This is a genomic window from Chitinophaga sp. W2I13 (genome assembly GCF_050434005.1).
In the GTDB taxonomy this organism is placed as follows: Bacteria; Bacteroidota; Bacteroidia; order Chitinophagales; family Chitinophagaceae; genus Chitinophaga.
Genome location: NZ_JBNPWD010000001.1, coordinates 1,706,286 through 1,721,641, shown reverse-complemented (window position 1 = coordinate 1,721,641; position 15,356 = coordinate 1,706,286). Strand labels below are relative to the sequence as shown.

At 46.3% G+C, this 15,356-nt stretch carries 14 protein-coding genes; 12 read left to right on the top strand and 2 right to left on the bottom strand.

Going from position 1 to position 15,356, the window contains the following annotated elements; translation table 11 throughout:
* The first annotated feature begins 53 nt into the window (after positions 1–53).
* From nuoF to QFZ48_RS06815, 12 genes are all read left to right on the top strand, one after another.
* Positions 54–1,418: an NADH-quinone oxidoreductase subunit NuoF gene (gene nuoF / locus QFZ48_RS06870; protein ID WP_429044718.1), complete on the top strand. Its 1,365-nt coding sequence runs from the start codon at positions 54–56 to the stop codon at positions 1,416–1,418.
* Positions 1,419–1,494: 76 nt separating this feature from the next.
* Entirely contained in the window at positions 1,495–2,583 is a 1,089-nt protein-coding gene (locus tag QFZ48_RS06865) for a 2Fe-2S iron-sulfur cluster-binding protein (protein ID WP_370909276.1), read from the top strand.
* A 21-nt stretch (positions 2,584–2,604) separates the two neighbouring features.
* Positions 2,605–3,648 (top strand): NADH-quinone oxidoreductase subunit NuoH, encoded by a 1,044-nt coding sequence (nuoH, locus tag QFZ48_RS06860; RefSeq protein ID WP_370909277.1) that lies wholly within the window; start codon positions 2,605–2,607, stop codon positions 3,646–3,648.
* Positions 3,649–3,701: 53 nt separating this feature from the next.
* Entirely contained in the window at positions 3,702–4,205 is a 504-nt protein-coding gene (gene nuoI / locus QFZ48_RS06855; protein ID WP_370909278.1) for an NADH-quinone oxidoreductase subunit NuoI, read from the top strand.
* 59 nt (positions 4,206–4,264) lie between these two features.
* Positions 4,265–4,759 carry an NADH-quinone oxidoreductase subunit J family protein gene (locus QFZ48_RS06850; protein WP_370909279.1) on the top strand — a complete coding sequence of 165 codons (495 nt, stop codon included), beginning with the start codon at positions 4,265–4,267 and terminating at the stop codon, positions 4,757–4,759.
* 51 nt (positions 4,760–4,810) lie between these two features.
* Positions 4,811–5,128 (top strand): NADH-quinone oxidoreductase subunit NuoK, encoded by a 318-nt coding sequence (nuoK, locus tag QFZ48_RS06845; protein ID WP_429044720.1) that lies wholly within the window; start codon positions 4,811–4,813, stop codon positions 5,126–5,128.
* A 54-nt stretch (positions 5,129–5,182) separates the two neighbouring features.
* Positions 5,183–7,081 carry an NADH-quinone oxidoreductase subunit L gene (gene nuoL, locus QFZ48_RS06840; RefSeq protein WP_429044722.1) on the top strand — a complete coding sequence of 633 codons (1,899 nt, stop codon included), beginning with the start codon at positions 5,183–5,185 and terminating at the stop codon, positions 7,079–7,081.
* Between the two features lie 33 nt (positions 7,082–7,114).
* Positions 7,115–8,551: a complex I subunit 4 family protein gene (locus QFZ48_RS06835; protein WP_429044723.1), complete on the top strand. Its 1,437-nt coding sequence runs from the start codon at positions 7,115–7,117 to the stop codon at positions 8,549–8,551.
* A gap of 64 nt (positions 8,552–8,615) precedes the next feature.
* A complete protein-coding gene (locus QFZ48_RS06830) occupies positions 8,616–9,989 on the top strand; it encodes an NADH-quinone oxidoreductase subunit N (RefSeq protein WP_429044725.1) in 1,374 nt (457 codons plus the stop codon).
* Between the two features lie 155 nt (positions 9,990–10,144).
* Positions 10,145–11,422, top strand: a complete 1,278-nt coding sequence (locus QFZ48_RS06825) for an ABC transporter permease (protein WP_429044726.1) — start codon at positions 10,145–10,147, stop codon at positions 11,420–11,422.
* A gap of 48 nt (positions 11,423–11,470) precedes the next feature.
* Positions 11,471–12,784, top strand: coding sequence for a gluconate:H+ symporter (locus QFZ48_RS06820; RefSeq protein ID WP_429044728.1), 1,314 nt, complete (start codon positions 11,471–11,473; stop codon positions 12,782–12,784).
* Between the two features lie 39 nt (positions 12,785–12,823).
* Positions 12,824–13,927 carry a D-TA family PLP-dependent enzyme gene (locus QFZ48_RS06815; protein ID WP_429061698.1) on the top strand — a complete coding sequence of 368 codons (1,104 nt, stop codon included), beginning with the start codon at positions 12,824–12,826 and terminating at the stop codon, positions 13,925–13,927.
* 215 nt (positions 13,928–14,142) lie between these two features.
* Here the strand turns inward: QFZ48_RS06815 and QFZ48_RS06810 are convergent, their stop codons facing one another.
* Positions 14,143–14,544 (bottom strand): hypothetical protein, encoded by a 402-nt coding sequence (locus QFZ48_RS06810; RefSeq protein ID WP_429044732.1) that lies wholly within the window; start codon positions 14,542–14,544, stop codon positions 14,143–14,145.
* A 47-nt stretch (positions 14,545–14,591) separates the two neighbouring features.
* Complete coding sequence (locus QFZ48_RS06805; protein WP_429044734.1) at positions 14,592–15,317, bottom strand: hypothetical protein; 726 nt, start codon at positions 15,315–15,317, stop codon at positions 14,592–14,594.
* Positions 15,318–15,356 lie beyond the last annotated feature (39 nt).

The following is a 15,356-nucleotide window of genomic DNA, read 5'->3' as shown; positions in this document are numbered from 1 at the left end:
AAATCTGATAATGGCGCCGGGAATACCGGTAACATTACACCATAAGGAAGACAATGGGACGCAAATTACTGTTAGATAAAGCACATATTGAAGGCATCCGGTACTATGACACCTACCGGAGCAACGGCGGTTATGCTGCAGCTGAAAAAGCGCTGAAAACCCTGGGGCCGGACGGCGTACTGGATGAAGTGAAGAAGAGTGGCCTGAGAGGCCGTGGCGGTGCGGGTTTCCCTACCGGCCTGAAATGGAGTTTCATCGCCAAACCGGAAGGCGTTCCGCGCTACCTGGTTTGCAATGCAGATGAGTCGGAACCAGGTACGTTCAAAGACCGCTACCTGATGGAATTCATCCCCCACCTCCTCATTGAAGGATTACTGATCTCCAGCTTTGCCCTCGGCGCTAACAGTTGCTACATCTACATCCGCGGTGAATACGCCTGGATTCCGGACATCCTGGAACAGGCCATTGCAGAAGCAAAAAATAAAGGCTGGCTGGGTAAAAATATCCAGGGCACCGGCTTCGATCTCGAAATATACGTACAACGTGGTGCAGGCGCTTACATCTGTGGTGAAGAAACTGCCCTGATAGAATCCCTGGAAGGGAAACGCGGTAATCCGCGCATCAAACCACCATTCCCCGCGGTAAAAGGATTATGGCAATCGCCAACCGTAGTAAATAACGTGGAAACACTCGCTGCAGTAGTGCCTATTATCAACATCGGCGGCGACGAATATATTAAATACGGTACCGGCAAATCTACCGGCACCAAACTCATTTCTGCCTGCGGTAATATCAACAAACCCGGCGTTTATGAGATAGAAATGAATATCTCCGTCGAAGAATTCATCTACTCCGACGAATACTGCGGTGGTATCAAAAATAACAAACGCCTGAAAGCCTGTATCCCCGGCGGTTCTTCCGTTCCGGTGTTACCGGCTAACCTGCTGCTGAAAACAGCAAAAGGTGAAACCCGTATGATGACCTATGAAAGCCTGGCCGATGGCGGCTTTGCAACAGGCTCTATGCTGGGTTCCGGCGGATTTATTGTAATGGACGAGGACCAGTGTATTGTGCGCAATACCCTTACCTTTGCCCGCTTCTACCACCACGAAAGCTGCGGTCAGTGCAGCCCTTGCCGTGAAGGCACTGGCTGGATGAAGAAAGTGCTGCAGAACATCGAGTATGGTAAAGGCAAAATGAGCGACATCGATTTACTGTGGGATATTCAACGCAAAATTGAAGGAAACACCATCTGCCCGCTTGGCGATGCAGCAGCATGGCCGGTAGCAGCAGCTATCCGCCACTTCCGCGATGAATTTGAATGGCATGTGGCAAATCCTGAAGAATCACAGACCCGCAATTTCGGTCTGGCTCATTACGCAGACCCATTGCCGGCGCCAACACCAGCTGCTGTATAACGGGTATGCATATACTGAAATAAAGAATCAATATATAAAATAAACGTTGCTCCCCGCGAGCACAAAAGATATTAAGATGGCGGAGGAAATAAAATTATTTAAGGTTAAAATCGATAACATCTCTGTGGAGGTGGAACCCGGTACAACCATACTGAATGCGGCCCGGAAGATAGGAGGAGAGGTAGTGCCGCCGGCCATGTGTTACTATTCCAAACTGCAGGGCAGCGGCGGTAAATGCCGTACCTGCCTGGTAAAAGTATCCAAAGGTTCCGATGCCGATCCACGCCCCATGCCTAAACTGGTGGCCAGCTGCCGTACTACTGTAATGGATGGTATGGAAGTAGCCAACATCACTTCCCCGGAAGTACTGGATGCTCGTAAAGGAGTAGTGGAATTCCTGTTGCTCAATCACCCGCTGGATTGCCCGGTATGTGATCAGGCCGGGGAATGCCACCTGCAGGATCTGAGTTACGAACACGGCGCCGACAGCACCCGCTACGAATTTAAACGCAGAACTTTTGATAAAGTAGATCTCGGTGATCATATCAAATTGCACATGACGCGCTGCATCCTTTGCTACCGCTGCGTGTACACCGCTGATCAGCTTACCGAAAAACGCGAACATGGCATCCTGGGCCGTGGTGATGCTTCTGAAATCAGCACCTACATCTCCCAGTCGCTCGATAATGACTTCATCGGTAACGTCATTGACGTTTGCCCGGTAGGGGCCTTAACCGATCAAACTTTCCGGTTCAAAAACCGCGTATGGTTCCTGAAACCGGTAGATGCACACCGCAATTGCGAAAATCCAAAATGCTGCGGTAAAACTGTGCTTTGGATGCGCGGCGACGAAGTATTCCGCGTAACCGCCCGTAAAGATAAATACGGCGAAGTGGAAGACTTTATCTGCGATGTTTGCCGCTTTGATAAAAAAGAAGCAAAAGACTGGATCATTGAAGGTCCACGCAAAATAGAACGTAACAGCGTTATTTCCCAGGGGCATTACGTGAATACTGTAAAACCTAAAGATCCGCTGGTGGATGTATTGGACGGAAGACAACCCAAACTGTTGTTTAATATTCACTCTGAAAGCCAGGTAAACAGACCGGACATTGATTTGTCGAAGATCGACGGCCCGGCTCACTCTGATGATTTTAAGAAGTAACAATCGTAATTACGTGTAAGTATGACCTTATTAAGCATAGATTGGTTTTTTATAATTGAAAAAGTACTCCTGATATCAGGGGTGCTGGTACTTTCATTGGTAGTGGCCATGTATTCTACCTGGGGTGAAAGAAAGGTGGCAGCCTGGATCCAGGACCGTTTAGGTCCAAACCGCGCCGGTTTTATGGGATTGCTGCAACCACTGGCAGATGGTGGCAAACTCTTCTTCAAAGAAGAAATTATTCCTACCAACGCCAACCGCTTTCTTTTCGTGCTGGGCCCTTCCATCGCGATGTTGGTGGCTTGTATGACCAGTGCCGTGATTCCCTGGGGCGATACCCTGGTAATTGCCGGCCGTCCTGTTTCCCTGCAGATAGCAGATGTGAACATCGGAATCCTTTTCATCTTCGGCGTAGTGAGCATGGGTGTGTATGGTATCATGATTGGCGGCTGGGCTTCCAATAATAAATACTCTTTGCTGGCATCTGTACGTGCCGCTTCGCAGATCATCTCCTACGAACTGCCAATGGGACTGGCCCTGATCGCATTACTGATGCTGACCGGTTCCCTGAGCTTAAAGGATATTGTGGAACAACAGCGTCATGGTTTATGGAACGTAGTATATCAGCCATTAGGCTTCTTCATCTTCCTGGTATGCGCTTTTGCTGAATGTAACCGCGCTCCCTTCGATTTACCGGAAGCAGAAAACGAATTGAACGGTGGTTATCACCTGGAGTATTCTTCCATGAAGCTGGGTTTCTTCCTGTTTGCGGAATATATCAACATGTTTATCAGTTCTGCCCTGATCTCTACCATGTACTTCGGCGGGTATGCCTTCCCGTATATGGATCAGCTGGGACTGGATCCGAATATGGTCACCATCCTCGGATTTGTGGCGCTGTTCCTGAAAACACTGTTTTTCATTTTCTTCTTTATGTGGGTGCGCTGGACCGTTCCGAGATTCCGTTACGATCAGCTGATGCGTTTGGGCTGGAAGATCATGATTCCGCTGGCACTGGTAAATATGCTGATCACCGGGGCACTGGTATTGGCACGTCAACATTAATATTATCTGATTAAAATACACACCAAACGTGTGGATTAAATAAAGCATTCATTATGCAAGCATTAACTAACAGGGCGAAAGCAGTAGACCGCCGGCCGATGACATTCGCCGAGAAGATGTACATCCCTGCTATTGCCAAAGGTATGGGGATCACTTTTAAGCACCTTTTTCAGAAGAAAGCTACCGTTAGTTTCCCTGAAAAGACACGTGATTTCAGTCCCGTATTCCGTGGTTTACATGTACTGAACCGGGATGAAGAAGGCCGTGAAAGATGTACTGCCTGCGGATTGTGCGCAGTAGCCTGTCCTGCTGAAGCCATTACCATGGAAGCAGCGGAAAGGAAAGAGGGAGAAGAGCACCTGTACAGGGAAGAAAAGTATGCAGCGAAATATGAGATCAATATGCTCCGTTGCATTTTCTGTGGTTTTTGTGAAGAAGCTTGTCCCAAAGATGCAGTGTATATGTCTGAAACTTTTGCTCCTGCAAACTATCAGCGTAAAGGTTTTATCTACGGAAAAGATGATCTGCTGATTCCTCATCCGAAAGAAGGCAAATAATATTATTCACAGCGCACATTTAGCTAAAAATACAATAGTCAAACATAGCAGAGATGGGAATGAGTATACAACAAATAATTTTCATGGTGCTGTCGGTCGTGGCGCTGGTATCAGCGTTGGGCGTGGTATTGAGTAAGAATCCTGTGACGAGCGTGTTGTGCCTGATCGTAACATTCTTTACCATAGCCGGGCACTATATTATGATGAATGCCCAGTTCCTGGCAGTAGTGCATATCATTGTATATGCAGGGGCCATCATGGTATTGTTCCTGTACGTGCTGATGCTCATGAACCTGAATGCTGACCTGGAACCGCAGAAACGCAACTGGCTGAAGTACGCCGGCGCTATCAGCGGGGGGGCTTTACTGGTGGTACTGGTAGCTGCATTACGCGATGCCAGCATGCCGGCATTGAGCACAAATGCTACTGATATCGGGTTAATTAAAAATCTCGGTATGATCCTGTTCAAACAATATGTGGTGCCGTTTGAAGTGAGCAGTATTTTGTTCCTCAGCGCAATGATCGGCGCCGTGGTAATTGGTAAAAAAGAATAGTAATACGGATTACCTGTTGTAATTCGTAATTCCTAACCCGTAATTTATTTTATGCCTGTTCAATATTACATATTCCTGAGTATCGCCTTGTTCTGCATAGGTGTGATGGGTGTACTGATGCGCAGAAATGCGATTATTATTTTTATGTGCATAGAGCTGATGCTGAATGCAGTAAACCTGTTGATGGTGTCATTTTCCAAAATGTGGGCAGATGCAGGACGGGTAGATGCAGGGGCTGCACAACTCTTTGTATTCTTTATTATGGTGGTAGCGGCTGCGGAAGTAGCAGTAGGACTGGCTATAATTACTATGGTCTACAGAAACACACATTCAGTAGATATTAACATTCTTAACAGGCTGAAAAATTAATAATTCTGCTTTCTTAATTATTAAATTTTTCGACGTCGTAAATAGAATTGATAAATGATTAATCTAGTTTGGCTGGTACCATTTTTACCATTATTGGGTTTCCTGGTGAATGGATTGGGACGCAGATTTTTATCCAAGTCCCTGGTAGGATTTGTTGGCAGTGGCGCAGTTCTGGCGTCCTTTGTGATTAGCTTATTAATATTCCTGGAAGTTAAAGCCCCGGGATTTTCTGCTCAGACAGTACACCTGTTTGATTTCATTTCTGTAGGCTCCCTGCAGATTCCTTTCGCCTTCCAGGTAGATCAGTTAAGTGCCTTGTTCCTGCTGGTGATCACCGGCGTAGGTACCCTGATCCATATCTATTCTACTTCTTACATGCATGAGGAAAGTGACGAAAGCTTCGCAAGATATTTCGCTTATCTCAACCTGTTCGTGTTTTCCATGTTGATTCTGGTGCTGGGCGCCAACTACGTGATGATGTTCATTGGCTGGGAAGGCGTTGGTCTTTGTTCCTATCTCCTCATCGGTTTCTGGTTTAAAAATACCAGCTATAACAATGCTGCTAAGAAAGCATTCGTGATGAACCGCATCGGTGACCTTGGTTTCCTGATTGCCATCTTCTTCATGATCCTGCAGTTTGGTACGGTTACTTTCCCTGATGTGTTTGCCAAAGCGGCGCCGCTGGGAATGAACAATGGCGTTATCACCGCTATTGCCATGCTGATGTTTGTTGGCGCAATGGGTAAATCAGCACAGATTCCTTTATATACCTGGTTACCGGATGCGATGGCTGGTCCAACCCCGGTGTCTGCCCTGATCCACGCTGCTACCATGGTTACCGCCGGTATCTATATGATTGCACGCAGCAACGTGATTTATACACTCGCGCCGCATATCCAGACAGTAATCGCGATCATCGGTCTGGCTACTGCCCTGTTTGCAGCTTCTATTGCTTTAAAGCAAAACGATATTAAAAAAGTACTGGCTTATTCTACGGTGAGCCAGTTAGGTTATATGTTCCTTGCCCTCGGTGTGGGCGCTTATGGAGCGGCTGTGTTCCATGTAATGACACACGCCTTCTTCAAAGCCCTCCTGTTCCTGGGTTCCGGTTCCGTGATCCACGCAATGGGTGGCGAACAGGATATCAGGAAGATGGGTGGCCTCAAAAAATTCATGCCTACTACTGCATGGACGTTCCTGGTAGGATGCCTGGCGATTGCAGGTATTCCCGGTTTCTCCGGCTTCTTCTCCAAAGATGAAATCCTGGCACAGGCATTTGCCAACAACCCGGTATTATATGTACTGGGCCTGGTAGGCGCACTGATGACTGCCTTTTATATGTTCCGCTTATACTACATCACTTTCACCGGTAAATTCCGTGGCACACACGAACAGGAGCATCACCTGCATGAAAGTCCTTCTGCTATCACCATTCCTTTGGTAATCCTGGCAGTGCTTTCCGTGATAGGTGGCTATGTTGGTTTACCCGAAGTATTTGGAACAAAGAATATGCTGGCCGAATACCTGGCGCCGGTGTTTGCACCATCTGCACCTTTTGCAGTGGAACATCACCTGTCGCATGGTACAGAATGGTTGCTGATGGGTGTGAGCAGTGTGCTGGTGATTGTATTTATCCTGCTGGCGCGTCAGAAATTTACGAAGTTTGAAGATGCGGGTACAGAAAGTACTGGTTTGGCAAAAGTGCTCGAAAACAAATGGTATATAGATGAACTGTATGATACTATTATCGTAAAACCATTGTATGAATTGTCCCGTTTCTTCCGTGATACGGTGGAAAAGGCGGGTATCGACAAGCTGGTGAACGGTGTAGGCCGCGGTGTACAATGGGGAGGTCAGCAGATCCGCCTGGTACAAAACGGGCAGGTAGGTTTTTACATCTTTGCCATGGTCATCGGTATGATCGTATTATTTGTGATCGGATTCTTATTATAAACCAATAGCAGAAGTTACAAGCGCAGATAAATTATGTTGACAGTTTTATTAATATTGATTCCTTTCATAGCGGGCCTTATTGCATTTGGTCTGAAGGGGGCCGGGCCAAAAGTGCTGGGCATGATCTCATCGCTGGCAACAGTGGTGTTGGCAATTGGATCGTGGTGCCGCTTTCGTACTGCTCCCGACAGCCTGAACTTTGTTGCCGACTGGATTCCGCAGCTGGGAAGTCAATTCCGTGTTGGATTAGATGGAATGGGTGTGATGCTTTGCTTACTTACAGCGATTGCTTCTCTGCTTGTTTTCATTACTATTTATAACCGCAACTACGAAAAGGCCAATGCCTTTTATGGTCTGATGTTATTATCGCAGGCTGGCTTAACTGGTGTATTCACCGCTTTCGATGCCCTGCAGTTTTACATATTCTGGGAACTGGCCCTGATACCTGTTTATTTCCTCTGCTCTTTATGGGGTGGTGAAAAACGGATCGCCGTCACCTTTAAATTCTTTGTATACACTTTCCTCGGTTCGTTGCTGATGCTGGTAGGTATTATCTATATCTACTTTCAAACACCGGATCATTCCTTCAGCTGGGCTTCCTTTACAAGTGCGGCATTGAATCCGGATGACCAGAAATGGCTGTTCTGGCTGTTCTTTGTGGCATTCGCCATCAAGATGCCGGTATTTCCATTTCACACCTGGCAGCCGGATACTTACGAGCAATCGCCCACTCCTGTTACCATGATCCTTTCCGGTGTAATGGTGAAAATGGGTTTATTTGGAGTGATCCGCTGGCTGCTGCCGGTAGTGCCACAGGGCGCTGCCATGTGGTCTGATGTAGCTATTGTATTATGCATCATCGGTATCATTTATGCTTCCTGCATTGCGATGGTACAAAATGATCTGAAACGCCTGATTGCTTACTCTTCCATTGCCCACATCGGTTTGATGTGCGCTGCTATTTTCGCCAACAACGAACAAAGCCTGCAGGGGGTAATGGTACAGATGTTTAACCATGGTATCAATATCATTGGTTTGTGGATCATCGTGGAAGTAATTCAGAACCGCTTAGGGATTAAGAACCTCGACCAGATGGGTGGCATGGCACAGAAGGCGCCACGCATGGCTATTTTCCTCGTTATTATCAGTCTGGCTAACATCGGTTTACCACTGACCAATGGTTTCATTGGTGAGTTCCTGATGTTCAGCGGATTGTTCCAATATAATCACTGGTTTATGGCATTTGCCGGATTAGGTATCATTCTCTCTGCTGTATATACCCTGGGTATGATTCAGAAAGTGATATTTGGCGAAGGAAATGAATTAACCGAAACTACTACAGATCTGCAGCCGGGTGAAACGCTGGCACTGAGCCTGGTGGTGATCATGATCATAGTATTGGGCGTTTATCCCAAACCTATGCTGGATCTGGTGAGCGGCACGTCTGATGTGGTAAGTAAATTATTCTGATCTTCAGCCAAAAACTGAATACCGGAATGGAAAAATTTGTAACGGGGTTTTGTAACGCAAAAATATGAATGCACTAATTTCTACTGCTTTATCGGGCGTTGTACTGATGTTTGTTGGTTTATTTGTACGCAATAAGCAGCATATTAAATTTTTTGCCATCGCGGCCATCCTCATAGCATTTATTGCTAATCTGGCGCAATATCCGTCTGTAGAGCAGGGCGGGTATATCATGTATGGCATGATTGAAGTGACCAAATTTGGTGTGTTGTTCAACGCTGTAGCATTGGGCGCCACTTTGTTATATTTCCTGTTGTCGGGCAGTGAATTTGAAAAGGTAGGAGAACATGTAGCTGATTATTTCGCCCTGGTATTCTTTATCCTGGCGGGTATTTCGCTGGCTACCTCGTTCAGTAACCTGCTGATGTTGTTCCTGGCGATTGAAATTATGTCTATCCCGCAATATATTCTCGCGGGAGCAGATAAGAAAAGCCTCAAAAGTAATGAAGCATCCCTGAAGTATTTCCTGATGGGATCTTTTTCTACCGGTATCCTGCTCATGGGTATTACCCTGATTTATGGCGCCGCCGGCACTTTTGATATTGCAGCATTAGGACTAGGCGCAGAAAGCGTGCATCCGTTGGCGTTATGCGGTATCATCCTGATGGTATTTGCCCTGTCTTTTAAAGTATCTGCAGTACCATTCCACTTCTGGACACCGGATGTATACGATGGTTCTCCCACTGTATTCACTTCCTTTATGTCTACCGTAGTAAAAGCAGGTGGATTTGTGGCTTTCCTGCGGATGTTCCACACCAGTTTTGCCGGTGGCAGCATCAGCGGACACTGGACACTGATCCTTTCTATTATCACAGCGGCGACCCTGATACTTGGTAACTTCAGCGCAGTTTTCCAGCAGAGTGTAAAACGGATGCTGGCTTATTCCAGTATTGCGCAGGCGGGCTTTATGCTGTTCGCAGTAGTGGCTATGAATAACAGGGGCGCACAGGGAATTATCCTGTACTCCGCCGCTTACAGTATTGCCACTATCGGCGTGTTTGCGGTACTGATGAAGCTGAAAGATTATACCTTTGAAGGATTCAACGGCCTGGCCCGCAAGGAGCCTTTGCTGGCGGCAGCGGTGGCAGTGTTCCTGTTTTCCCTGGCTGGTATCCCTGTTACAGCTGGTTTCTTTGCAAAATATTTTGTTTTAGCCGCGGCTATCGAACATGGTCATATTTTATGGCTGGTGATCATAGCAGTATTGTGTGCTGCTATCAGCGTGTACTATTACTTCCGCGTGATCATTGCCATGTATTTTAAACAGGGTGAACCCGAAGTAGAACCTGTTTCAGGCGGTTTTAAGGCTGCCCTGATCCTGGCCATAGCACTGGTGCTGGTATTGGGCCTGTTCCCGAACCTGTTATTATGCTGGATGTAAAAGCTGTGAGCTTATAACATAGGGAGAAGACCGAAGCGATTTACCTGATCCGCTTCGGTCTTCTCTTTTATACTGATCGCCGTTACCCGCCGTTCATCCCAAATTGAATGGATTAAATAGCTATATTACGTTAACTTTATAGGTAACCCGTTATTATGCAATCAAGAGATATTTTTTCCCTGGCATACCGTTCTGTAACCAGCAACAAGTTGCGTACTGGTCTTACTGTGTCCATCATTGCATTGGGTATCACGGTACTGGTAGGTATTCTTACGGCGATCGACAGTATGAAGAACAGCATCTACAGCAGCTTTGCGAGCATGGGCGCCAACAGTTTCTCCATCCGTAACCGGGGGATGCAGGTGCATATCGGGGACGACAACAACAAAGCTTCCAAGGGAAACAAGCATGTAAAAAAGGTAAAAAAATCCAACAGCAATAAAATTATCCGTTACCAGGAAGCAGTGGCCTTCCGGGACCGTTATCACTTCCCGGCTGTGGTGAGTGTGTCTTTCCAGGCCACCGGTATTGCCACGGTATACAAAGATGATAAGAAAACGAATCCCAATGTACAGGTGATAGGGGGAGATGAACACTACCTGCAGATTTCCAATTATGAGATTTCACAGGGAAGGGATTTTAACCAGCTGGATGTTCAGTCCGGCAGAAATGTGGCTATTCTTGGAATTGATGTGGCGGAGAAACTATTTGGCAAACAGCTTAAAAATGTGGTGAACAGTACGATCCGCGTGGGAGACATCCGGTACCGCGTAGTAGGGGTACTGGCATCAAAAGGCAGCAGCAAAATGATGAGCGCCGATAACGTGGTGATCACCACGGTGAACAATACCCGCAGGGTATTTAACCGGCCCAACGCCAGTTACCAGATAGCAGTAGCCGTAAAAGATATCAAACAAATGGACGCCGCCCAGGGAGAGGCCACAGGCCTGTTCCGTATTATACGCGGATTGAACATTAATGAAGAAGATAATTTCGAAATCAGCAAGAGCGATAGTATTGCAGAAATGCTTTTTTCCAGTTTGGGCAAAGTAAACCTCTTTGCTATTGTTATTGCCTTTATTACGCTCTTTGGTTCTGCTATTGGACTGATGAACATTATGCTGGTATCGGTAGCCGAACGGACCCGCGAAATAGGTGTTACCAAAGCGTTGGGAGCCACTAGTCACGTAGTGCGTACCCAATTTCTGTATGAGTCTATTATTATCAGTGTAATGGGAGGGGTGATCGGTGTAATTATGGGCATGCTCCTGGGAAATATTGTTTCCGTATTACTGAGCTCTGCTTTCATTGTACCGTGGTTCTGGATCATTATTGGAGTAACTATCTGTGCTGCAGTAGGGCTCGTTTCAGGTTTATATCCTGCCTATAAGGCTTCCAAATTAGATCCGATTATAGCCTTGAGATACGAATAATATTTTATTATCTTGTTGTTTTCCATGTTCATGTAAAACAACAGCTGTATGCCCTTATTAATTGTTATTGCGGCCATCCTCTTGCTGGTAATACTGGTCGCCTGGTGGCGTTTAAATACTTTCCTCTCTTTCCTTATAGTGTCTTTGCTGATGGGACTGGCGTTACATATGAACGTAACAGACATCACGCAGTCTATTCAAACAGGCATAGGTAAAACGTTAGGGTCCCTGATTGTGGTGATTGTTTTCGGCAGCATGCTTGGAAAGCTGGTGGCGGAAAGCGGCGCCGGGCAAAAGATTGCCGGAGGTTTAATGAACCTGTTCGGACCAAAGTATGTGCAATGGTCGTTGATGCTCACTGGTTTTATAGTGGGGATTCCCTTGTTTTACAATATCGGGTTTGTGCTGATGGTACCCCTGATCTTCACCGTGGCGGCACGTACAAAGTTACCGGTGGTATATCTCGGTATTCCTATGCTCGCGTCTTTATCAGTAACGCATGGATACCTGCCGCCGCATCCCTCTCCAACTGCGTTGATACAGCAGTTTCATGCCAACATGGGGCTTACTTTGTTGTACGGTGTTATGGTGGCTATTCCGGCTATTGTGCTGGCGGGACCGGTATTTTCGCGTTTCCTGAAACACTACACCAATCCCCCGGGAAAAATGTTTGTGGCGCCACCGATTCCTGAGGAGCAGTTGCCGGGTATGTTTGTGAGTCTCTTTGCTGCGTTGTTACCGGTATTTTTACTGGCGGTGACGGCTTTGGTAAAGTTATGGATACCTGAAGATACTTTTCTTTTCAGACTGGCCAACTGGCTGGGAGAGCCGTTGATAGTGATGTTGCTGGCAGTGTTGAACGGCATGTATTTATTGGGATTGAGAAGAGGAATGCCCGCAAAAAAAGTAATGGTAGTAATGGATGATGCTGTGCGGGATGTAGCCGTTATCATCCTGGTAATAGGCGGCTCCGGTGCGCTTACGCAGTTGCTGCACGACAGCAAGGTTAGCAGTTACATTGCTACCACGCTTCAGAATATGCACCTGCACCCGTTAATCCTGGCATGGGGTATTGCGGCTATCATCCGGGTGTGTATAGGATCTGCTACTGTAGCAGGACTCACAACCGCCGGGATTGTAGCGCCTATGATTGCTGCATCCGGTGTAAATCCGAGTCTGATGGTACTGGCTACCGGTGCGGGCAGCCTGATGTTTTCCCATGTAAATGATGCCGGTTTCTGGATGTTTAAGGAATACTTTAACTTGTCTGTGAAAGACACTATTAAAACCTGGTCGATAATGGAAACTATTGTATCAGTAACAGGTTTAATTGGCTGTTTGATCCTAAGTTTGTTTGTATAACGTGTATGATTATACGTAGTATAGTTTAAATTTCTCTGCATGGAATGGTATCAACTTACAAATGCTGCGCAGATTGATTCTCCGGCAATTGTTATTTATAAAGACAGGATAAAGGATAACATCTCATTGCTAAAAACAATGATCGATGACATACGACGGTTACGCCCACACGTAAAAACGAGTAAGATCGCTGAGGTAATACAGCTGATCATGGAAGAGGGAATAACGCGTTTTAAGTTTGCCACCATTGCCGAAGGAGAGATGCTGGGGATGGTAAATGCAGCTGATGCTTTAATGGCTTATCAGCCGGTGGGACCGAAGATTGTGCGTTTGCTGGAACTGGTACAGAAGTATCCGCATACCGTTTTTTCCTGTGTTACCGACAACGCTGATGCTGCCCTGGCTATCAGTACTGTTTTCGCTGCGCAGGGGCGCCGGTTGCCCGTATATGTGGATCTTAATGTAGGAATGAACCGCACCGGTATCAGGCCCGGGTCCGACGCGCTGGAGTTATACCAATATCTTAACACTTTGCCGGGAGTAGTGCCTGTAGGGTTACACGCATACGACGGTCACCTGCATGATACGGATATGGATATACGAAAACGGCGTTGTGATGAAGCATATGCACCTGTTGCTGCACTGGCAGCGGCTGTAACAAATAGTGGGTTACCACAGCCGGAGATTGTTGCAGGTGGCACACCCACGTTCCCGGTACATGCAGCAAGGAAAGGTATCACTTGCAGTCCGGGTACTTTCATTTTCTGGGATGCGGGTTATGCAGCCAATCTGCCGGAGCAGCCGTTTAAATGGGCTGCGTTGGTAATCAGCCGCGTGATTTCTGTTATCGATGAACAGCATATTTGCGTTGATCTCGGGCATAAATCCGTAGCAGCAGAGAATCCGCAGCCACGGGTGCAATTCCTGAATGCACCGGCAGCAGAACCTGTATCGCAGAGTGAAGAGCACCTGGTATTGAAAGTAGCGGATGCAACCCAATATCCCGTTGGCACAGTGTTGTATGGAGTACCAAAACATATATGCCCCACCGTGGCGCTATATGAAAAAGCATATGTAGCGGAGCGCAATGCGGTGGGCGCCAACTGGCGTATCGTAGCGCGCGACCGGCAGATTATTATCTGAGGACCGCGGATGTTGTCTTTCTCGCTGATTACGCTGATTATACTGATTACTTTGATTTTTACTTTTGGATTTTTTTTAGATTTTTAGATTCAATAATAATTAAGGGAGATAAGAGCGAATATATCCGCTTCTATCTCCCTTAATCCTTTATAAAATCCAAAAGTAAAAATCAAAGTAATCAGTATAATCAGCGAGAAAGACAACATCCGCGTTGCTCAGTAATATAATTGCGACAAAACATTTGTGTCGTCGAAGGATTTAGGTTTTAGCCCCAGGAACTCTGTGTATTGTGTGAGTGTTAGCAGGGGTTTCAGCTTTGCATGCAATCCATTTTGCATACTGTTCATCTTGGTAGTATAAGCTTTCAGGTTACTTTGTTGCAGTGGTTGGATATTGACTTTTTGTCGCAGGTAATTAGTCACGATATTAAGTAGTTTGGGCTTTTGCGTTTCGGTAAGGATCAACGATTTATCCAGTTTGCTCACGATTGAACTGGCAGTTCCCTCCACATTCATGGTAGGCGCCTGAAATCTTGTATTAACTGGGGAGAGCGCGGCAAAAGCGGTATAGCAACAGGTGAGTGCTATTAATAAACCAGCGGTGAACAGTTTTTTCATGAGCGTGGATTTGATATGCGATATCTCACTAAATATACTAAATACTGTTATTGCATTACCATTTTTACATAGCGTATTTGTGTATTTCCTTCCTCGTCTATTGTAATGTATTCAGATAGAATGGTTTTGTTATTGATCCAGTGTACCAGGCCCGGACCCCAGTCGTCGAGGCTGGCTTCTCCCACGGCTTTTATGTCGTTACCATTTACAGAAAACAGTTGAAACCCATTAGGATCAAAAGCGGCTACGAGGTCCATTGATGCGGTGATGATATACTTTTTATCCGGTGAAACGGCGGGGGCCGACCAGGTTACCATAGAATCGCCATTCAGGGTATTTACCAGCTCAAAGGCACTGCCTTCGTAGTAGGTAATAAAAAATCCTTTTCTTTTGATAGCTGGATAACTGCCGGCATAGGTATAGCCGATATAATCTTCGCCGTCGTTGTTGTTATTCGCCATGATCTTTTGCTTTCCATTTTCCAGCTGGATGGTTAGTTTATTACCTTCCCTTTTTACGAGGCTGTCTTTTGCCAGTACATCTGCTTCGCTGGAATCCGGGGGAGCAAGCGGAAATTTATCGAAATCTGTTTTTTCGATAAAGTACACGAAGAAGGTTTTATTACCCAGCTGAACGGTATCATCGGGAGTTTTATTAATAGCAGGCGGTGTGGAATCGTTGGCAGTGGCGTTGGTGTTAACTGCTGTTTTGTTTTTGCAGCTCAATATCATTATTGCGCATACACACAGCAGAAACCATAACTTATTCATCATCTTTTGTTGCATTTAAGTGTACAAATGTAAGTATTTAGA